The 19,570-nt window shown below is 63.1% G+C and carries 19 protein-coding genes; 13 read left to right on the top strand and 6 right to left on the bottom strand.

The features are described 5' to 3' along the window. Window positions 1-38: 38 nt before the first annotated feature. From F464_RS0105615 to F464_RS0105605, 3 genes are read right to left on the bottom strand one after another with little or no spacing between them, the layout of a single operon-like run. A complete protein-coding gene (locus tag F464_RS0105615) occupies window positions 39-404 on the bottom strand; it encodes a PilZ domain-containing protein (RefSeq protein ID WP_018988810.1) in 366 nt (121 codons plus the stop codon). Between the two features lie 30 nt (window positions 405-434). Next, window positions 435-1,079, bottom strand: coding sequence for a lytic transglycosylase domain-containing protein (locus F464_RS0105610; RefSeq protein ID WP_018988809.1), 645 nt, complete (start codon window positions 1,077-1,079; stop codon window positions 435-437). Between the two features lie 20 nt (window positions 1,080-1,099). Next, complete coding sequence (locus F464_RS0105605; protein WP_018988808.1) at window positions 1,100-2,848, bottom strand: proline--tRNA ligase; 1,749 nt, start codon at window positions 2,846-2,848, stop codon at window positions 1,100-1,102. Between the two features lie 218 nt (window positions 2,849-3,066). On the opposite strand from F464_RS0105605, the gene F464_RS0105600 reads away from it, so the two are divergent. From F464_RS0105600 to coq7, 7 genes are all read left to right on the top strand, one after another. Beyond that, the gene (locus F464_RS0105600) at window positions 3,067-3,597 is read left to right on the top strand and encodes an RNA pyrophosphohydrolase (protein WP_026295772.1); all 531 of its coding nucleotides are present in this window, start codon (window positions 3,067-3,069) and stop codon (window positions 3,595-3,597) included. Window positions 3,598-3,846: 249 nt separating this feature from the next. Beyond that, window positions 3,847-4,440 carry a CBS domain-containing protein gene (locus F464_RS0105595; protein ID WP_026295771.1) on the top strand — a complete coding sequence of 198 codons (594 nt, stop codon included), beginning with the start codon at window positions 3,847-3,849 and terminating at the stop codon, window positions 4,438-4,440. A 144-nt stretch (window positions 4,441-4,584) separates the two neighbouring features. Beyond that, entirely contained in the window at window positions 4,585-5,004 is a 420-nt protein-coding gene (locus F464_RS0105590; RefSeq protein WP_018988805.1) for a rubrerythrin family protein, read from the top strand. Window positions 5,005-5,101: 97 nt separating this feature from the next. Continuing rightward, the gene (locus F464_RS0105585) at window positions 5,102-6,442 is read left to right on the top strand and encodes a heterodisulfide reductase-related iron-sulfur binding cluster (RefSeq protein WP_018988804.1); all 1,341 of its coding nucleotides are present in this window, start codon (window positions 5,102-5,104) and stop codon (window positions 6,440-6,442) included. 11 nt (window positions 6,443-6,453) lie between these two features. Further along, window positions 6,454-7,041 (top strand): DUF3501 family protein, encoded by a 588-nt coding sequence (locus tag F464_RS0105580; RefSeq protein ID WP_018988803.1) that lies wholly within the window; start codon window positions 6,454-6,456, stop codon window positions 7,039-7,041. 62 nt (window positions 7,042-7,103) lie between these two features. Further along, window positions 7,104-7,562: a CNP1-like family protein gene (locus F464_RS0105575; RefSeq protein ID WP_084600434.1), complete on the top strand. Its 459-nt coding sequence runs from the start codon at window positions 7,104-7,106 to the stop codon at window positions 7,560-7,562. Between the two features lie 22 nt (window positions 7,563-7,584). Further along, window positions 7,585-8,202, top strand: a complete 618-nt coding sequence (gene coq7 / locus F464_RS0105570) for a 2-polyprenyl-3-methyl-6-methoxy-1,4-benzoquinone monooxygenase (RefSeq protein ID WP_018988801.1) — start codon at window positions 7,585-7,587, stop codon at window positions 8,200-8,202. A 66-nt stretch (window positions 8,203-8,268) separates the two neighbouring features. Here coq7 and F464_RS0105565 read toward each other — a convergent pair whose 3' ends face one another. Next, window positions 8,269-8,688: an OsmC family protein gene (locus tag F464_RS0105565; RefSeq protein ID WP_018988800.1), complete on the bottom strand. Its 420-nt coding sequence runs from the start codon at window positions 8,686-8,688 to the stop codon at window positions 8,269-8,271. A 528-nt stretch (window positions 8,689-9,216) separates the two neighbouring features. Continuing rightward, a complete protein-coding gene (locus F464_RS0105560; RefSeq protein ID WP_018988799.1) occupies window positions 9,217-10,665 on the bottom strand; it encodes a tryptophanase in 1,449 nt (482 codons plus the stop codon). Between the two features lie 248 nt (window positions 10,666-10,913). Between F464_RS0105560 and rplM the strand changes: the two genes are divergently transcribed. From rplM to erpA, 4 genes are all read left to right on the top strand, one after another. After that, window positions 10,914-11,342, top strand: coding sequence for a 50S ribosomal protein L13 (gene rplM / locus F464_RS0105555; protein WP_018988798.1), 429 nt, complete (start codon window positions 10,914-10,916; stop codon window positions 11,340-11,342). 13 nt (window positions 11,343-11,355) lie between these two features. Continuing rightward, window positions 11,356-11,748 carry a 30S ribosomal protein S9 gene (gene rpsI / locus F464_RS0105550; protein ID WP_018988797.1) on the top strand — a complete coding sequence of 131 codons (393 nt, stop codon included), beginning with the start codon at window positions 11,356-11,358 and terminating at the stop codon, window positions 11,746-11,748. Between the two features lie 134 nt (window positions 11,749-11,882). After that, a complete protein-coding gene (argC, locus tag F464_RS0105545) occupies window positions 11,883-12,911 on the top strand; it encodes an N-acetyl-gamma-glutamyl-phosphate reductase (protein ID WP_018988796.1) in 1,029 nt (342 codons plus the stop codon). Window positions 12,912-13,002: 91 nt separating this feature from the next. Continuing rightward, window positions 13,003-13,353 carry an iron-sulfur cluster insertion protein ErpA gene (gene erpA / locus F464_RS0105540; RefSeq protein WP_018988795.1) on the top strand — a complete coding sequence of 117 codons (351 nt, stop codon included), beginning with the start codon at window positions 13,003-13,005 and terminating at the stop codon, window positions 13,351-13,353. A gap of 75 nt (window positions 13,354-13,428) precedes the next feature. On the opposite strand, the gene F464_RS0105535 is transcribed toward erpA, so the two are convergent. Beyond that, window positions 13,429-14,751, bottom strand: a complete 1,323-nt coding sequence (locus F464_RS0105535) for a M23 family metallopeptidase (RefSeq protein WP_026295770.1) — start codon at window positions 14,749-14,751, stop codon at window positions 13,429-13,431. Window positions 14,752-14,822: 71 nt separating this feature from the next. On the opposite strand from F464_RS0105535, the gene tyrS reads away from it, so the two are divergent. Both tyrS and F464_RS0105525 read left to right on the top strand, forming a co-directional pair. Further along, window positions 14,823-16,022: a tyrosine--tRNA ligase gene (gene tyrS, locus F464_RS0105530; protein WP_018988793.1), complete on the top strand. Its 1,200-nt coding sequence runs from the start codon at window positions 14,823-14,825 to the stop codon at window positions 16,020-16,022. A 186-nt stretch (window positions 16,023-16,208) separates the two neighbouring features. Next, a complete protein-coding gene (locus F464_RS0105525; RefSeq protein ID WP_051092253.1) occupies window positions 16,209-19,199 on the top strand; it encodes an EAL domain-containing protein in 2,991 nt (996 codons plus the stop codon). The last annotated feature ends 371 nt before the right edge of the window (window positions 19,200-19,570 follow it).

Genomic DNA, 19,570 nt, shown 5'->3' with positions numbered 1-19,570 from the left:
TCAGCCGGCCTCCGACGAGGTCCGCTGACGGCTCCCGTTCAATTTTCGCCGTCTTCGTCGTCGAAGCCGACCGTGAAGCGCGACAGCATCGACTTCAGGGCCGCCTCGTTCTCCGGACGGTCCAGTTCGAACAGGCGGAACCCCGTGCTGCAGAACTCCGGGTTGGAGTCGTAGCCCGACCACATCGCCTTGGCCGGCAATACGACGCTACGCGCCTTGCCGTGGTCGTCGGGCAGGTCGATCCGCAGGCGGTAGAGCTGGCCCGTCAGCATCCTGCTCGGGCCGTACACGAGCAGGCCGCCCTTGCTGATGTCGCCGATGCGCCCGATGAATTTGCCGGTTTCCGCGTCATACACGCGAAACGAAATCGAGATCGATCGGCGGCGAAACAGTCGGTGTTCCATGTCGGTTCCCGAGTCTGAAGATTGCGCGGCTCAGTTCGTCTGGCCGCGTGCCTCCGTCACGGCGAGCGTCAGCGGCTGGTAGCTCCAGTGGCGCTCCCACGCCGCACGCACCATGTTCGGATATTCGGCGCGGCCGAGGCTCCCGTTGTAGCGCCCCAGCGCCCGGAACAGGTCGCCTTTCTCTACGTCGAGGTAGTGGCGCAGGATCGTGCAGCCATAGCGCAGGTTCGTGCGCAGGTGGAAGAGATTGTCGTCCGCTCCGCCGATCACTTTCACCCAGAAGGGCATCACCTGCATGAAGCCGCGCGCGCCCGCACCCGACACCGCGTACTTGCGGAAACCGCTCTCGACCTGGATCAGGCCGAGGACGAGCTGCGGGTCCAGCCCCGCGCGGGTCGCCTCGTAATGCACCGAGGTCAGCAGATCCTCCCGGTAGGCGCGATCCGGGATGCGCTTCTCGAGGCGGCGCGACATCTCGCCCATCCAGCGGGCGCGCTCGCCCGCGTCAGCGATCAGCAGCTCCGGCGCGCCTGCATCGCTCACCGCCGCGTGCAGCGCGGCCCGCACGCTCGCCGCCATCGGTTCGTAGATCTGGTTGCCGGCCGATGCGCCGCCGCTGAAGGCCAGGGTGGCCGTCAGGGCAGCGAGCAGCAGCGGTCGGAGCGCGTGTGTCATGCGTCTGTTATAGCCGAAAGTCATTGGCCCCGCAGCTTCGCGGCAACGAAACCCGCAAGATCGCCGATCGCCACCTTCGTCGCCTCCGCGTCGCGCCGCCCCTGGTATTCGGCCATGCCCTCCTTCAGTCCGCGTTCGCCGATCACCACGCGATGCGGCACACCGATCAGCTCCCAGTCGGCGAACATCACGCCCGGGCGCTCGTCGCGATCGTCGAGGATTGCATCCACGCCCGCGGCAAGCAGTCCTTCGTAGAGCTTCAACGCCTCGCTGCGCACCGCCTCCGACTTGCCCCAGCCCACCGGGCATACGACGATGCGGAAGGGCGCGAGCGCGTCCGGCCAGATGATGCCGCGCGCGTCGTTGTTCTGTTCGATCGCCGCGCCCAGGATGCGCGTGACGCCGATGCCGTAGCAGCCCATCTCGAAGTGCTTGGGCTTGCCGTCCTCGTCGAGGAAGGTCGCGTTCATCGCCTTCGAGTACTTCGTGCCAAGGTAGAACACGTGGCCTACCTCGATGCCGCGCTGGATCGCGAGCCGCCCCTTGCCGTCCGGGCTCGGGTCGCCCTCGACCACATTGCGCAGGTCGGCGACGAGGTCCGGTTCGGGCAGGTCGCGGCCCCAGTTCGCGCCGGTGTAATGGTAGTCCTCGTCGTTGGCGCCGCAGATGAAGTCGGACATGTTCGCGACCGTACGGTCGGCGATCACCTTCACCGCCTTCTTCATGCCGATCGGCCCGAGGTAGCCGGGCTTGCAGCCGAAGTGCTCGTGGATCTCCGCCTCGGTCGCGAAGCGGAAGCCCGCCTTCAGGCCCTCGACCTTGCTCGCCTTGACCTCGTTCAGCCCGTGGTCGCCGCGCACCAGCAGCAGCCACACCGTCACACCGGCCGCCCGGCCCTTGTCATCGACGTCGTCGGTCGCGAGCACCAGCGACTTCACCGTCATCGTGAGCGGCAGGTCGAGCAGCTTCGCAACGTCGGCGCAGGTCGCCGCGCCCGGCGTCGGCGTCTTCTCGAGTCCGTGCGCCGGCGCAGCGCGCGACGGCAGCAGCGGCAGCGCCGCGGCCAGCTCGATGTTCGCCGCATAATCCGAATCCGGGCAATAGACGATCGCGTCCTCGCCGGTGTCGGCGATCACCTGGAACTCGTGCGAGCGGTCGCCGCCGATCGCGCCGGTGTCGGCCGCCACCGCACGGTAGGTGAGGCCCAGCCGGTCGAAGATGCGGCAATACGCCGCATACATCGCGTCGTAGCTGCGACCCGCCGCGTCCACATTGCGGTCGAAGGAGTAGGCGTCCTTCATCGTGAACTCGCGCCCGCGCATCACGCCGAAACGCGGGCGGCGCTCGTCGCGGAACTTGGTCTGGATCTGGTAGAAATTCTTCGGCAACTGGCGGTAGCTCTTCAGCTCCTGGCGCGCGATGTCCGTCACCACCTCCTCGGAGGTCGGCTGCAGCGCGAAGTCGCGCTCATGGCGATCCTTGAAGCGCAGCATCTCCTCGCCCATCTTCTCCCAGCGGCCGGTCTCGGCCCACAGCTCGGACGGCTGCACCATCGGCATCGTCAGTTCGAGAGCCCCGGCGCGATTCATCTCGTCGCGCACGATCTCCTCGACCTTGCGGATCACGCGCAGGCCGATCGGCAGATAGCTGTAGATGCCGGCGGCAACCTTGCGGATGAAGCCCGCACGCAGCATCAGCTTCTGGCTGACGATCTCGGCGTCGGCGGGGGCTTCCTTGAGGGTGGAGATGAAATACTGGCTGGCACGCATTCTTGAGTCCGCGGTAGTCGGTTGGGCAAACCATGAATTCTAGCCGGTCGGGTGCGCCTCGGGTACGTGCCGTGCGGCAGATGCGCGGCCGGCACAAATTCCGGCGCCCGTGCGGCAAAAAGCGCTTCGGATGCGGGAACATGCCACGGGTCGCGCCTTTCCAACGCAGGGTAAGTGTGAAAAAATTGCTACAACTCTCATGAATTGAAGGTTTGATCATGCTCGACCGTGAAGGCTATCGCCCGAACGTCGGCATCGTTCTGGTCAATGCGCGCAACGAGGTTTTCTGGGGCAAACGGATTCGCGAACATTCCTGGCAGTTCCCGCAGGGGGGCATCAAGCACGGGGAATCCCCCGAGCAGGCGATGTTCCGGGAACTCTTCGAAGAAGTGGGTCTGCGCCCCGAGCATGTGAAAATTCTTGGCCGCACGCGCGGCTGGTTGAGGTATGACGTTCCGAAACACTGGATAAAGAGGGAATGGCGCAACACCTACCGCGGTCAGAAACAGATCTGGTTTCTCCTGCGACTGGTTGGCCGTGATTCCGACGTCTGCCTGCGAGCCAGCAACCATCCAGAGTTCGATGCCTGGCGCTGGAGTGAGTATTGGGTGCCGCTCGAAGCTGTCATAGAGTTCAAGCGGCAGGTGTACCAGCAGGCACTGCTGGAGTTGGCGAAAAACCTGTTCCGGCTCCGTCCCGGAGATCTGCCTGAAGCTTATCGGGTCGCCGCGGAAACGCGCGAGCCCTGAGCGAGGCAGCGACGCCGCTGCGACGCTTCCGGAACATCCGGGCGCGTCGCAGCGGTGTTTTTTTCATTTCCGTCCATGCGCCGCTGAACCGTCGAACGGGTGGCCGGTCGAACTGCTTATGCCGGTTCTCGACCGGCAGCGGCGCGCATCGACGGCGCCGTTCGCGGGGCGCGGGTGGCTTGTGTCGATGCGATCGTCCGCAAGGCAAACACGCGTCCCTCCATGCCATCGTCTGCAATGGAGATGCTCATGAACCGGGAATTCGAACCGCTTCCGCAAGTCCGGCTGGCCGGCTTGCATTGCGAAGTCGCCAGAACCGATGAAAGTCGCAAGGTGTCCGCCTCATCTCCTGCGGTCGAAGTCATGACCGACTTTACTCGAGTGCCTGCTGCGACCATTTCCGGCGAAACGCTGCTCGACGATGCCAACCGCGCGATGCTGCTGCGCGGCGTCCGGCTCCTTCTCGTGAGTGATGCGCGCCACCTCGTGCGCGGCGTCATCACCGTCGCCGACCTGCTCGGCGAACGCCCCGTCCATACCGCGCGCGACCGCGGCGTGACACTCGGCGAACTGACTGTCGACAGCGTCATGACTCCGCTCGAGAAGACCGAAGCTGTCGAACTCGGCGAGATCATGCGTGCCGACGTGGGCCACATCGTCGCCACGCTGCGGCGTTCCGGCCGTCAGCATCTGTTGGTGCTGGAGCGCGAGGAGGGCGGTCGCGGCCTCATCCGCGGCATCTTCTCCGCGTCGCAGATCGCACGCCAGCTCGGCGAACCGCAGCCGATGATCACCGAGATCGCGCGCACCTTCGCCGAGATCGAGGCCGCCATCGCGGCCTGATTTGCGGAACCCCTCCCCATAGCCGGGCGCCATCGAAAACATAGCGCCATTCAATTTTCCCTTGGCGCCCGCGGCTTCTAGGCTTCAAGCATCCCCGGCGCCAGACCGGGGCGGATCTTCGATACATTGAACGAGGAGACGACCATGGAACTCAAGGGATCCAGGACCGAAACGAACCTGAAAGCCGCCTTTGCGGGCGAATCGCAGGCCAACCGCCGTTACCTGTACTTCGCGGCGAAGGCCGACGTGGAAGGCCAGAACGACGTCGCCGCAGTATTCCGCTCGACGGCGGAAGGCGAAACCGGACACGCCCACGGCCACCTCGAATATCTCGAAGCCTGTGGCGACCCCGCCACCGGCCTGCCGATCGGCGCCACGCGTGCCAACCTCGGCGCTGCCATCGCGGGCGAGACCCACGAGTACACCGACATGTACCCGGGCATGTCGAAAGTTGCGCGCGACGAAGGCTTCGAAGAGATCGCCGACTGGTTCGAGACGCTCGCCAAAGCGGAGCGCTCGCACGCCAACCGCTTCCAGAAGGCGCTCGACGCACTGCAGGACTGAGTTCCGGGCAGCATCCGGCCACGGGCGACCGCGCGGGTTGCCCTGACTTCTTCTTTCAGGCCGCACGGCCAGTGGCTCGTGCGCAAAGGGAGGTCGCATGTCCAAGCGGGAAGGCAGTCTCGAGGCCCCCACGCGCCACCCGATCGCGTGGCAGCGGGCCGACTACTACGACGAAGCCAGGCTCGACCACGAGCTCGAGCGCGTGTTCGACATCTGTCATGGATGCCGGCGTTGCGTGAACCTGTGCAACGCGTTCCCGACCCTCTTCGACCTCGTCGATGAGGGCAGTACCGGCGAACTCGACGGCGTCGCCAGGAAGGATTTCGTCAAGGTCGTCGATCAGTGCTACCTGTGCGACCTGTGCTTCATGACGAAATGCCCCTATGTCCCGCCGCATCCATGGAACGTCGACTTCCCGCACCTGATGTTGCGCGCCAAGGCGGTCAAGTTCCGCAAGGGCGAAGTACGCCTGCGCGACAAGGTGCTCACCAGCACTGATGCGCTCGGCAAGCTCGCCGCGATTCCGGTCGTCGCTCAGACCGTCAACGCCGCCAACCGCAACGGCGCCGCGCGCGCCGTCCTGCAGTCCGTCCTCGGTGTCGACAAGCGGCGGGAGCTCCCGCCCTACGCCCCGACCCGCTTCCGCCGCGCCGCCGAGCTCCGGGCGGAGTGGCCCGTGCGCGACGGCGAACGCACGCCCGGCAAGGTCGCGATCTTCTCGACCTGCTACGTCAACTACAACGAGCCCGGAATCGGCCACGACCTCGTCGCCGTACTCGCCCACAACGAGATCCCGGCCGTCCTCGCCCCGCGGGAAACCTGCTGCGGCATGCCCAAGCTCGAACTTGGCGACCTCGAGGGCGTGCGCCGTCTCAAGGACGTCAACATCCCGGGTCTCTCGGCACTCGCGCGCGACGGCTACGCGATCCTTGCCGCGGTCCCGTCCTGCGCCCTGATGTTCAAGCAGGAACTCCCGCTCCTCTTTCCGGACGACGCCGATATCAGGGCCGTCGCCGACGCGATGTTCGACCCCTTCGAGTACTTCATCCTCCGCCACCGCGACGGCCTGCTCAAGACCGACTTCAAGCAGCCGCTGGGCAAGGTCTCGTACCACATCCCCTGCCACAGCCGCGTGCAGAACATCGGACAGAAGACGCGTGAGACCTTGCAGCTCGTACCCGGCACCGAGGTCACCACGGTCGAGCGCTGCGCCGGGCATGACGGCACCTGGGGAGTGAAGGAAGAGTATTTCGATCAGTCGATGAAGATCGGACGCCCGGTGTTCCGCCAGATGGCGCAGGCCGGGCCCGACTTCATCAGCTCGGATTGCCCCATCGCCGGCCGCCACATCCAGCAGGGCATCCGCGACGGCGGTACCGAACTCAAGGCCGAAAAGGCCCATCCCCTGACCCTGCTGCGCAGGGCCTATGGGTTGTGAGGATCTCCCCGATGAACGCCATTTCCCGCGACAGCCTCCTCAGCCTCGAAGACTATGCCCGCCAGCGCACGGCCTTCCGCAGCCGCATCATCGCGCACAAGAAGGCGCGTACACTGCATCTTGGCGAGCACATCACGCTGATCTTCGAGGACGAACTCACGATCCGCTACCAGATCCAGGAGATGCTGCGCATCGAGCGCAGCTTCGAGGAGGCCGGCATACAGGACGAACTCGACGCCTACAACCCGCTCGTTCCCGACGGCGGCAACTGGAAGGCGACGATGATGATTGAATTCACCGACGAGGGTCAGCGGCGACTCTGGCTCGCCCGCCTGATCGGGATCGAGCGTCGCGTCTGGGTGCGTATTGCGGATGGCGAACCGATCTTCGCGATTGCGGACGAAGACCTGGAACGCGACAATGGCGAAAAGACGTCCGCGGTGCACTTCCTCCGCTTCGAACTGCCGCCCGTGCAGATCCGCGCCCTGCATGCAGGCGCCGGGCTCGCGATCGGTGTCGATCACGCCGCCCTGACGGCGGTTGTGGAGCCTGTACCCGAGGCGATCCGGCAATCATTGTGTGGAGATCTGCGAGCTTGACGCGGCTGCAACCTATCGTTCGCGGGGGCCTTCTGGCCCTCGCCTGTTTTTCGGTCCCGGCAATGGCCGGGCTCCTCAACGAACCCGATCCCGAGTGGAAGGAGGGGGGCTACACGCTTCCGGCGGCGCCGCGCGAAGGCGATCTGCGCGAGTTCTTCGTCAGCAGCGCATCGCCCAACCACTTCTACATCGACGAGGACAGCATCGTTGTCGGCGACGATGGCGTTGTCCGCTATACGCTGGTGGTCCGCACGGCCGGCGGCGCAATGAACGTCACGCACGAAGGTATCCGCTGCGCCAGCGGCACCTGGCGCCTGTACGCGACCGGTCGTGCCGGCGGGCAATGGTCCGCGGTGCGCGACGAGGATTGGAAGCCGATCGTCGACAACGCCTACAACCGCCCCCGTGCGGCGCTTTCCGAAGACCACATCTGCGACGGCTCGGTGCCTCCGCGCGACCGCAACGAAGTCCTGCGGCACCTGCGCGGCGAAGCCAGCACCTTCATGAAATCCGGAAAATAAGCCGCCCGACCGAGGAAGTTCCATGGATCAGCTCATCGTTGAATTCGACAAGGCCCTGCGCACCCTGTTCGCCCCCGCGCGTTCGGTGCGCCCCGTACCCGGCGGCGACATGCCCGATACCCTGCTCGGCGACGCCGAGCGCGACCACGTTGCCGGTCTCATGCGCGTCAATCACTGTGGCGAGATCTGCGCCCAGGCCCTCTATCAGGGGCAGGCCATCATGTCGCGCGACGCCAGCGTGCGGCGCGAACTAGAGCAGGCCTCGAACGAAGAAACCGAGCATCTCGCCTGGACCGAACAGCGCATTGCCGAACTCGGCGGGCGCAAGAGCCTGCTGAATCCCCTGTGGTACGGCGGGTCGCTGGCGCTGGGGATGCTGGCGGGGCGGCTCGGCGAGCGCTGGAATCTCGGGTTTCTCGCCGAAACCGAGCGTCAGGTGGAGGCCCATCTCGACGGGCATCTCGCTCAGCTGCCGGCCGAGGACCACAAGTCGCGCGGGATCATCGGGCAGATGAAGCTTGACGAAGCGCGCCATGCCGACACCGCCATCGGCCTCGGCGCGCAGGAGCTTCCCGGGCCGGTGAAGGCCGCGATGAAGCTCGCGGCGCGGGTCATGACGACCGCCGCGTACCGGGTCTGACCCGAAAGCAGGGCAGGGGGCTGTCTCATCCCCCTCTGCGCCCCGGGTCCCCCGGCGGGAGGGGCCTTACTCCACGTCGATGATCGTCACTTCGTGGACCATCTCCGCCGTCTTGGCGAGCATGATCGAGGCGGAGCAGTACTTCTCCGCCGACAGATGTACCGCGCGTTCCACCGTCTCGCGCTTCAGCCCCTTGCCGGTCACCGTGAAGTGGAAGGTGATGCGCGTGAACACCTTGGGATCGGTCTCGGCCCGTTCCGCCACGAGCTTCACTTCGCAGTTGCGGACGTCGTGGCGGCCGCGCTGCAGGATCAGCACGACGTCGAACGCCGTGCATCCGCCGGCACCTGCCAGCATCATCTCCATCGGCCGCGGCGCGAGGTTGCGTCCGCCCGCCTCGGGAGCTCCGTCCATCGCAACGACGTGACCGGTGCCCGTCTCGGCAAGAAAGGTCATCCCGTCGACCCATTTGATCGTGCATTCCATCTTTGACTCCGTTGTCGGCTGGATTGGGGTCGCCATTGGTCGACCGGGTGGCGATTTTACCGGAATGCCGCGCGCGTCCGCCCGTCCCCGCCACGTGCCGCTGTTGCGGCGCAGCACGATAGTCTGTCTGACTGCCTGGTGTAGACCGCAGTCACCCCCGGCTTGCCATGAAAGCGCTCTCTAAATTGATATACGTCAATGAGTTGAGATTTAATAAGCAACGCTTATCTTTCTATTAAAACATTTATAGTGCGACGCACAAAAAAACCTTGCCACGCCAAGTTCGGCTGCGGATAATCGAAACCAGTCGGATCAATTGAGCTTCGTGATCCAAACCGGTGTCTCCTCCACCCTCCTCCTTTGGTGTGGATTTAACGCAGTCCCGCAGGGGCTGCGTTTTTTTTGGATGAAGCGGTGCGGGCTGCACGCCTTGTGCGGCGTATCCCCGTCCCTTGCGGACGGTTCCCTCGGGCCGGATCTTTTGCGGCCGCGCCTTCCCGATGGAAGGGGCGGCCGATCATGTCTGGTTCAGAGGCTGTCGCCGAGGTCTGCGCGGAATTTCGCGACGAGGGTCTCCTGCCAGTCCGACACCGGCTTCAGGCGGCCGTAGAAGAAGCGCAGGATCTCCGGCTCCTCGGTGAACGCGAGGCCGCCGATGAGCCGGCGATGGGCATACAGCCACTCCAGCCGGTCGATCGCGTACTTGACCTGCGACAGCGTGAACACTCGCCGCGGCATCGCCAGGCGAACGAGTTCCATGTTCGCGAAGATCTCGCGCCCGTCCGGTTCGCGCTGCTCGGACAGCGTTCCGCGCTCCATCCCGCGGATGCCGCTGGCGATATACAGCGCCGACGCCAGCGCGCCCGCCGGGTATTCGGCCTGCGGAATGTGGTCCACGAACTTCATCGCGTTGACGTGGCAGCCAAGTCCGCCCGCCGGCGTGATGACCGGAATGTCGCGCTTTTGCAGTTCGTCCACCATGTAGGCGATGAACTGAGGCCCCTGGTTGATCACCTCCTCGTCCATCGTCTCTTCCAGCCCGACGGTAAGCGCCTCCATCTCGCGCACCGACATGCCGCCGTAGGTGAGGAAGCCTTCATACAGGGGGACCAGCCCCCGCATGCGGCGATACATCTCCTCGCTGCGGATGCAGATGCCGCCGCCGCGGGCGCACCCGAGTTTGCGCGCCGAGAAATAGATGATGTCGCACTGGTCGGCGATCCGGCGCGTGATCTCGCGAATGCCGAGTGTCTTGCAGCCATCCTCGCGCTGCTTGATGAAGTGCAGGTTGTCTGCAAGCAGGCTCGCATCCAGTACCAGCAGAAGGCCGTGCTCGTCGCAGATCTTGCGGATGTCGACGAGGTTCTGCAGCGAGAATGGTTGTCCGCCGATGAGGTTCGTGCCGGCCTCCATGCGCACGAAGGCAATCTTGTCCGCGCCGTGCAAGCCGATCACGTCTCGCAGTTTGCCGGTGTCCATATTGCCTTTGAACGGATGCACGCTGACAACTTCCAGGCCCGAGTCCGCAACGAGCTCTTCCACCGTGCCGCCGTTGAGCGTGATGTGCGCCTTGGTGGTCGTGAAGTGATAGTTCATCGGTACGACCGAACCCTTCGACACCAGCACCTGCGACAGGATGTTTTCGCAGGCCCGTCCCTGGTGGGCGGGCAGGAAGTGGGTCATGCCGAAGATGTCCTGCAGCTTGTTCGCCAGTCGCGTGTAGGTAGCGCTCCCGGCATAGCTGTCGTCGGCGATGAACATCGCCGCCTGCTGCTGGTCACTCATGGCGTTCACACCGCTGTCGGTGAGCATGTCCATGAACACATCCGAGTTGTGCAGCAGGAAGGTGTTGTTTCCCGCTTCCGTGATCGCCGCAAGCCGGCGTTCCACCGGCGGCAGCGTCAGTTTCTGGACGATGCGGACCTTGTGCATTTCGAGCGGGATGTTCTCGCCGCCAAAGAACTTAACTTCCGCCATACTCTCAATCCTCCGGTCTTTTTTGCTAAAAGTGCACTATTATTCATGCGGTGCCGCCCGGAGCTTTGACCTTACACAAATGTTGGCGAGTTTCTCTGTCATGTCAGGAAGCGTGAACCTTCGGTTTCATCGCAACCGGTAGCGGTGATCATTGATCCTGATTTGACTTTCGGGTGTCCTTCCTATTACCATCACGAGCTTTCCGTTTATTGGCCTCTGCCCCAGGCCGGACAAGATCGAGGATTCGAATGAAAACGTTTTCTGCCAAGCCGCACGAAGTCAAGCGCGACTGGTTTGTTGTCGACGCTGCGGACAAGGTGCTTGGCCGGGTCGCCGCCGAGGTAGCCCGCCGTCTGCGTGGCAAGCACAAACCCATTTACACGCCGCACGTCGATACCGGCGACTTCATCGTCGTGGTCAACGTCGAGAAGCTGCGTGTCACCGGTAACAAGGCGCAAGACAAGAAGTACTACCGCCATACCGGTTTCCCGGGCGGAATCTACGAAACCAACTTCACCAAGCTGCAGCAGCGCTTCCCGGAACGCGTGCTCGAAAAGGCGGTGAAGGGCATGCTGCCGAAGGGGCCGCTGGGTTACGCCATGCTGAAGAAGCTGAAGTGCTACGCGGGTGCCCAGCATCCGCATGCCGCTCAGCAGCCCAAAGTTCTCGAGATCTGACAGGAGCCGATCAATGGCTGTGACTTACAACTACGGCACTGGCCGCCGCAAGACTGCGGTTGCCCGTGTTTTCATCAAGCCGGGTTCCGGCAACATCGTCGTCAACGGCAAGCCGCTGGACGAGTTCTTCTCGCGTGAAACCGGCCGCATGATCGTGCGCCAGCCGCTTACGCTGACCGAGAACGAAAACCGCTTCGACATCATGGTGAACGTCACCGGTGGTGGCGAGTCGGGTCAGGCGGGTGCCGTTCGTCACGGCATCACCCGTGCGCTGATCGAATACGATGCCGAACTGAAGCCGGTGCTGCGCAAGGCCGGTTTCGTGACCCGCGACGCACGCGAAGTCGAACGGAAGAAGGTTGGTTTCCGCAAGGCCCGTCGCCGCAAGCAGTTCTCCAAGCGCTGATACCTTTTCCCGGTATCCGCAGGAACAAAAAGCCGCCCGCTGGGCGGCTTTTTGCTTTTCCGCCCGCAAAATCGGCGCGCGATGGATGAGATAATTAAAAGCTGCATCGGGGATTGCCCCGCCAAGGAGAAAGCATGATCAAGGTTGGTGTCGTCGGCGGTACGGGTTATACGGGTGTCGAACTGCTCAGGTTGCTTGCGCGTCACCCCGACGTTCAGTTGCACGCGATCACTTCGCGTGGCGATGCGGGCATGGCGGTGTCCGAGATGTTCCCGAGCCTGCGCGGCCGCGTCGACCTGCGCTTCGTCACGCCCGCCGAGGCTGAGCTCGACCGCTGCGACGTCGTCTTCTTTGCCACGCCCAACGGTATCGCCATGCAGCAGGCGCGCGAACTCGTCGACAAAGGTGTTCGCGTCATCGACCTCGCTGCCGACTTCCGTATCCGCGACCTTGCCGAATGGCAGAAGTGGTACGGCATGACGCACTCCGCCCCCGAACTCGTCGCCGAAGCCGTGTATGGACTGCCTGAGCGCAACCGCGAGCAGATTCGTGCGGCCCGCGTGCTCGCCAATCCCGGCTGCTACCCCACGGCCGTGCAACTCGGCTTCCTGCCGCTGATCGAGGCCGGCGTGGCGGACCTTTCGCATCTGATTGCCGACGCCAAGTCGGGTGTCTCGGGTGCCGGGCGCAAGGCGGAGGTCCACACGCTGTTCGCCGAGTCCGCCGATAGTTTCAAGGCCTATGGCGTCCCGGGGCATCGCCATCTTCCGGAAATCTGCCAAGGGCTGGCCGGTATGGCTGGCAAGCCGGTCGGCCTGACCTTCGTGCCGCATCTCACGCCGATAATCCGCGGCATCCATGCGACCCTGTACGTCCGGCTAACTCAGGATGTGGACGTGCAAGGCTTGTTCGAATCGCGCTATCGCACCGAGCCTTTCGTCGACGTAATGCCCGCGGGTAGTCACCCCGAGACCCGTTCGGTGCGAGCGAGCAACATGTGCCGCATCGCCGTCCACCGTCCGCAGGGTGGTGATGTCGTCGTCGTTCTGTCGGTCATCGACAACCTCGTCAAGGGCGCGGCCGGGCAGGCGCTTCAGAACATGAACATCATGTTCGGCCTGGACGAGACCCTGGGTCTCGACATCGTGCCCGTCAGTCCCTGATGGAACCAATCGCGGCGATAGCTACTCTCATTTTGACGAAACGCGTCGGGTGACGCATTATTTGAAGGTGCACACCCCTTCAGGAGATAACATGAGTACTGCAGTCGAAACGCCCGAACTGCTTGTCTTTACAGACAGCGCGGCGGGCAAGGTCAAGGAATTGATCGAGGAAGAGGGCAATCCCGAACTCAAGCTGCGCGTTTTCGTCAGCGGCGGCGGCTGTTCCGGCTTCCAGTACGGCTTCACTTTCGACGAGGAAGTGAACGAGGACGATACCGCGTTCGAGAAGAACGGCGTGACACTTCTGATCGACTCGATGAGCTACCAGTATCTGGTCGGCGCCGAGATCGACTACACGGAAGGGCTCGAAGGATCCCAGTTCGTGATCCGCAATCCGAACGCGACGAGTACCTGCGGCTGCGGGTCTTCCTTCTCCGCCTGAAGCGGGCTAGGCATCAAGCAAAACGGGAGGCCGCAGCCTCCCGTTTCCTTTTTCTGGCGCCGCTTGCGTTGCTGCTTACTCGGCTCGCGCCACCGTTGTACGATCAAGTAGCGCCATGCGCTCGAGCATCGGTGCGGTCTCACGGCGGAAGCTTGCAAGCGCGTTGCCTCCAAGCGGCTTGGTGGTCGGCAGAGCGATCTTCATCGGATCGTGCGCAACTCCGTTCACGCGGATCTCGAAGTGCAGGTGTGCGCCGGTTGCCCACCCCGTCGATCCGACATAGCCGATCACGTCGCCCTGGCGAATGCGTTGCCCCTTGCGTAGTCCTTGCGCGAAGCCATTCAGGTGTGCGTAAGCGCTCTCGTAGCCGTCCCGGTGCTGGATCACCACGATGTTTCCATAGCCGCTCTGGCCACCCGCGAACTCGACGACTCCGTTTGATGCCGCCTTGACCGGCGTTCCCGTCTGTGCAGCAAAGTCCGTACCCTTGTGCTCTTTCCAGCGCTTGTGGATCGGATGCATGCGTCCCCCGAAATTGGAGGAAATGCGCGAGAACTCGAGCGGGTACCGCAGGAAAGCCTGGTTCAGGCCGCGTCCGTCGGGGGTGAAATATGTATCTGCGCCGTCCTCGTCGCGATGCAGTACGACGGTGTGGCGCTTTCCGTCGTTAATGAACTCTGCGGCCAGGATGCGTCCGGCTCCGGCAGGCATCCCCTGGTCGTGCAGCGACTCGTACACGACGCTGAAGTGGTCGCCGCGCCGCAGATCACTACTGAAGTCGATCTCGGTACCGAAAATTTCCGCCAGTTTCGTGGCGACACTGTCGGGGATCCCCGCCGCGTCGGTTGCTCCGAATAGAGTCTGGCGGATCGTCCCGGCGCGCATCTCGATGTTCACGTCCAGTGATGCCGCGCTGCGTGTGCCGGATTCGAGGCCCGAAGCGGTCCGTTCCACCGTATAGCGCGCGTCGCCGCCGGCGATCGGCAGGCTCAGCAAGGCGATCCTGCCGTCCGCCTGGACGGTGGCAAGGACCGATCGGCCGGCACGCAGCTGTTTCTGAGCCTGCAGTCCTGCCGGCTGATTCAGGTAGTCGAGGACTTCCTGGTCGTTCGCGCCGATGCGGCGGAAGATTGCCTGTATCGTGTCGCCGGGGCGCACGCGTTCATCGAAGACGAACGGCAGGTCCGTGGAGTCGGCGGGAGGCGATGCAATCGGCCCAAGACGCTCGACGACCGATTCGGTGACGATGGACGTTTGGGGCATCCCGGGGGGGACGGCTGTGGCGGCAACAACGCCCAGCAGCGAAGTGCCGACCAGACCACCAACGGCCCACCGCTTGCGTCCAGTGGGGAGGAGACCGGTCAGTTCGGCTAGAATTCTGATTTTTCGTGCCTGCATGGGATTTTCGGACAAAAAAACTTTCGCGAGTTTATCAAAGTTTTTTGTCGTCCCGTTGATTGGAGAGTTGCATGACTGACGTACAGGGAGCCCTTGAGCTGATCAAGCGGGGTGCCGACGAGTTGCTGATAGAGGCCGAGCTGGCCGAGAAGCTGAAATCCGGCCGCCCGCTCAGGGTGAAAGCCGGCTTCGACCCTACCGCGCCCGACCTGCACCTCGGTCACACGGTCCTCATCAACAAGCTGCGTCATTTCCAGGATCTGGGTCACCAGGTGATGTTCCTCATCGGCGACTTCACCGGCATGATCGGGGATCCGTCGGGCAAGAACGCCACCCGTCCGCCCCTGTCGCGCGAGCAGATCATGGAAAATGCGCGCACCTATCAGGATCAGGTGTTCAAGATCCTGGATCCCGAAAAGACCGAGATCTGCTTCAACTCTGCGTGGATGGAATCCCTCGGTTCGGCCGGCATGATCCGCTTGGCGTCGCGCAGCACCGTCGCGCGCATGCTCGAGCGCGACGACTTCGCCAAGCGCTATGTCGCGAACCAGCCGATCTCCATTCACGAATTTCTGTATCCGCTATGTCAGGGTTACGACTCGGTCGCCATGCGCGCGGACATCGAACTCGGCGGTACGGACCAGAAGTTCAATCTGCTGATGGGGCGCGAACTGCAGAAGCACGAGGGGCAGGTGCCGCAGTGCGTCCTGATGATGCCGCTCCTCGAAGGTCTGGACGGCGTAAACAAGATGTCCAAGTCGCTCGGCAACTACATCGGCATCGCCGAAGGTCCGCGCGAGATCTTCGGCAAGCTGATGTCGATCTCGGACGACCTCATGTGGCGTTACTACGAGCTGTTGTCCTTCCGCTCGACCAGCGAGATCGCCGGTTTGCGCCGTGACGCCGAGACGGGGCGCAATCCCCGTGACATCAAGGTGATGCTCGCGATGGAACTGGTTGCCCGCTTCCACGACCCGGCAGCCGCGGAGGATGCCCGCGCGGAATTCGAGGCGCGCTTCCAGCGCGGTGTGCTTCCCGACGATATGCCCGAGGTGAATGTCGCGGTCGGTACCGCGGGGATGCCCGTCTTCCAGGTGATCAGGCAGTCTGGCCTGACCGGGACGACATCGGAGGCGATGCGCATGATCGAGCAGGGGGCCGTGCGTCTCGACGGGGAGCGCGTCGAGGACAAGGGGCTCGTACTGCGGTCGGGGGTGACCGTGGTGCTGCAGGTCGGCAAGCGCAAGTTTGCGACCGTGCATCTGGGGTGACTGCCGGTGACTTTATTCCGACGCGTGACGTCGGTTGGTCGGGACTTGCGCAAATGTCATGTGTAAAATAATGTAAAAATGCTCGGGCTGGCAGCGACGAATGATCCTTTTCCGGATCATCGCCCGTGCGCCGGCTTCTGGAGCGTTCCTCACCGCGCCCGTTCTTGAAGGCAGGATTTCGCGACCATGAAGTTCCGGTCATCGTTCTGTTCAGGGGCCACTTTGCGCCCCGGCTCCCTGGGCGCGATCGTCTTTGTGGTCGCATTGGCCGTTGCGACGCTGTTTGTGGCGCAGTCGGAGCGCGAGAGCCTGCGCATCCGGCGTGCGGAAGTTGCCGATCAGAGTGGCGACAAGGCGCACGAAATCGAGAGTGCCGTCCGCCATGGTCTGACTGCGACCTATGCCCTCGCTGCACTCGTACGGCAGGGGAAGGGCGAGGTTCACAACTTCGATGCCGTTGCGACGGAAATGCTCCGCTACTACCCCGGGGCCGACTCCCTCCAGCTAGCGCCCGGTGGAGTCATCCGGCAGATCGTTCCGCTCGCGGAGAACGCACGTGCGATAGGGCACGATCTGCTCGCGGATCCCGCCCGGAACAAGGAAGCATTCCGCGCCCGGGATACAGGGGAACTCACCCTTGCCGGACCGTTCGAACTGATGCAGGGCGGTATCGGAGCGGTCGGTCGCTTGCCGGTGTTCCTTGATGACGAGAGCGGCCGGCCGCGATTCTGGGGATTTACCACCGTACTGATCCGGTTTCCTCAGGTCATCGGCAAAGCACAGCTACCCCAACTCGTGAAGCGTGGGCTGCACTACCAACTTTGGCGCGTGCACCCCGATACCGGACTGAAGCAGATCATTGCCGCCTCCTCGGAGGAGTCGCTCATCGATCCGGTGGACCGTGCAGTCATGATGCCGAATGGCGCGTGGACGCTCAGCGTCGCGCCGGCCGACGGCTGGACGCACAAGTCGACGCTGTCGCTCAAGTTGTTCCTCGGATTCATCTTCAGCGCGCTCCTCGGCTGGCTGGCGAAACAGATGGCGGAGCTGAGATTTCACCGTTACCGGTTGCAGACGCTGGTCGATGAGCGTACGTCTGCGCTGGCGGCCCGTGAATCCAAGCTGGGAGCGCTGATCGGTTCGCTGCCCGACCAACTGTTCGTACTCGATGAGCCGGGGCGGATCGTCGAAGTTCATTCACCCGATCCTGCTCTTCTTCCGATGGCTCCGCACGATCTGCCGGGCCGAACTTATGGCGATGTTTTTCCGAAGCCGGTCGCGCACGCGGTCGGCGAGGCGCTTGCAGCCATCCGGAAGGATGGGCAGCGACATGAATTCGAGTACGCGCTGGATCTCCCCGGCGGGTGTCGGCAGTTCAGCGCGTCGATGAGTCAGCTCTCGCGCAGCGACGGAGCGCCAGCCGGTTTCATCGCTCTCGTACGGGATGTCTCCGAACGCAAACTGGCAGAGGAAAGGATGCGTGAGGCGATGGTAGTCTTCGATGCATCCAGTCAAGGGATCATGACTGCGGACGCCGCGGGCGTCATCACCTCCGTGAACCCTGCCTTCTGCTCAATTACCGGCTACTCGTCGGACGATGTCATCGGGCAGACTCCGGCGATGTTCAAATCCGGGCGGCACGACGCCGGTTTTTACAAGAACATGTGGGCGACCCTCGAGACGACCGGCCGCTGGGAGGGTGAAGTCTGGAATCGGCGTAAGGCTGGTGACGTCTATCCCCAGTGGCTGACCATCTCGGCCGTGCGCGACGAATCGGGAAGACTCATCAAATATGTGTCGATCTTCAGCGACATGACGCGACGCAAGCAACGCGAGGAGGTCATCTGGCGGCAGGCGAATTTCGATGCCCTCACCGGTCTTGCCAACCGCAACCTGCTCAATGACAGACTCGAGCGTGCGTTGGCGCACGGCCGTCGCATGGGCAAGAAAGCCGGTCTCGTCTTTCTTGATCTCGACGGGTTCAAGTGGATCAATGACACCTTGGGTCACGACGTCGGCGACGAAATGCTCATCGAGGTTGCCGCCCGGCTCAAGGACTGTGTCCGCCAGCAGGACACGGTCGCACGGCTCGGGGGCGATGAATTCACGCTTGTCGTTGATGACATTGAAGATGCCGAGGACCTTCAGATCGTCGGCGAGAAGGTGCTACGGATCATTCGCGAGCCCTTCCTGCTTGCCGGCGCGAACCGTTATGTCTCGGGCAGCCTGGGGATAACGGTGTTTCCCGACGACGGCGACAACGTGCAGACCCTGCTGCGCAACGCCGACATCGCGATGTACCAGTCCAAGCAACTGGGGAAGAACCGCTGCCAATTCTATTCCCAGGACATGCAGGAGGCTGCCCGTTTGCGCGTGCAGATGGAGGCCGAGCTGCGCGTGGCTGTCGAGCGCCGCCAGTTCGTGCTCTATTACCAACCCATCATCGATGCGCGAAGCGGTTGCGTGATCGGAGCAGAAGCCCTTGTACGTTGGCAGCATCCCTTGCGCGGGCTCGTCGCTCCCGACGAATTCATCGCCATCGCCGAAGATACTGGAATGATTCTCCCGATCGGTGCATGGGTACTGAACGAAGCCTTGCGTCAGGCGAACGAATGGCACGAGCAGGGATTGTCGCCGCTGCGGATTGCGGTCAATGTGTCAGGCGTCCAGTTCCGGGAGCAGGGGCTGCTCGAACTGATCGCGCAGGCCAGCCGGGAACCCGGGTTCGACAGGATCAAACTCGTCCTGGAGATCACCGAATCCGTGCTCATGCAGAGCAGCGATGCCACAGAAGCGCTCATGCGCGAAATCGGCAAGCTTGGCGTCAATTACTCGCTCGATGACTTCGGAACCGGCTACTCATCGCTGTCTTACCTGAAGCGTTTTCCGGTCGATCACGTCAAGATCGACCGGAGCTTTGTCAGCGACTGCGTTGAAGACAAGAACGACGCTCTCCTGGTCGAGGCAATCATCAACATGGCCCATAGCCTGGGACTCAAGGTTACGGCGGAAGGAGTCGAAACGGATTCGCAGCGTGAGTTCCTTCGCATGCGTCATTGCGACTACCTCCAGGGCTACCTCGTCAGTCAGCCCCTGCCGCCAGACGAATTTCACATGTTCGCCGTCCGCTACCGGGCCGAGAGTGATGTGCGTGCTCAACTGCTGCCCCCATGGTGAGTGTCGTCTTGTGCCGTGCGGGGCGAATTGCAGGTTAAAACGACGCGTTCGCACAAAACCGCGCTAAAGCGCTTGACGGGGTTTTTGAGCTCTATATAATTCGCGCCTCTTCAGCGCTGCAGCGGATTCGTTGGTGGCGGTGGGGAGAGGAAAGAGGTGGGTAGTGCGGCGGCGGATTTAAAAAAGTTTGCTGCGGTGCTTGACGAAAGCGGTAAGGTTTGTCAGAATCTCTTTCTCGCTGCAACGGCAGCGGTTCTTTAAAAAATTGGACAACCGATAAGTGTGGGTGCTTGGTTGGCGCGACCGGAACTGCTTCGGCGGTTTTAATGTTGCAAAGATTGAGTGCTCATATGTAAGTCAGTAATGATTTC

The sequence above is a fragment of the Aromatoleum toluclasticum ATCC 700605 genome, assembly GCF_000378245.1.
GTDB classification, from domain to species: Bacteria; Pseudomonadota; Gammaproteobacteria; order Burkholderiales; family Rhodocyclaceae; genus Aromatoleum; species Aromatoleum toluclasticum.
This window is presented reverse-complemented; position numbering and strand designations above follow the sequence as displayed.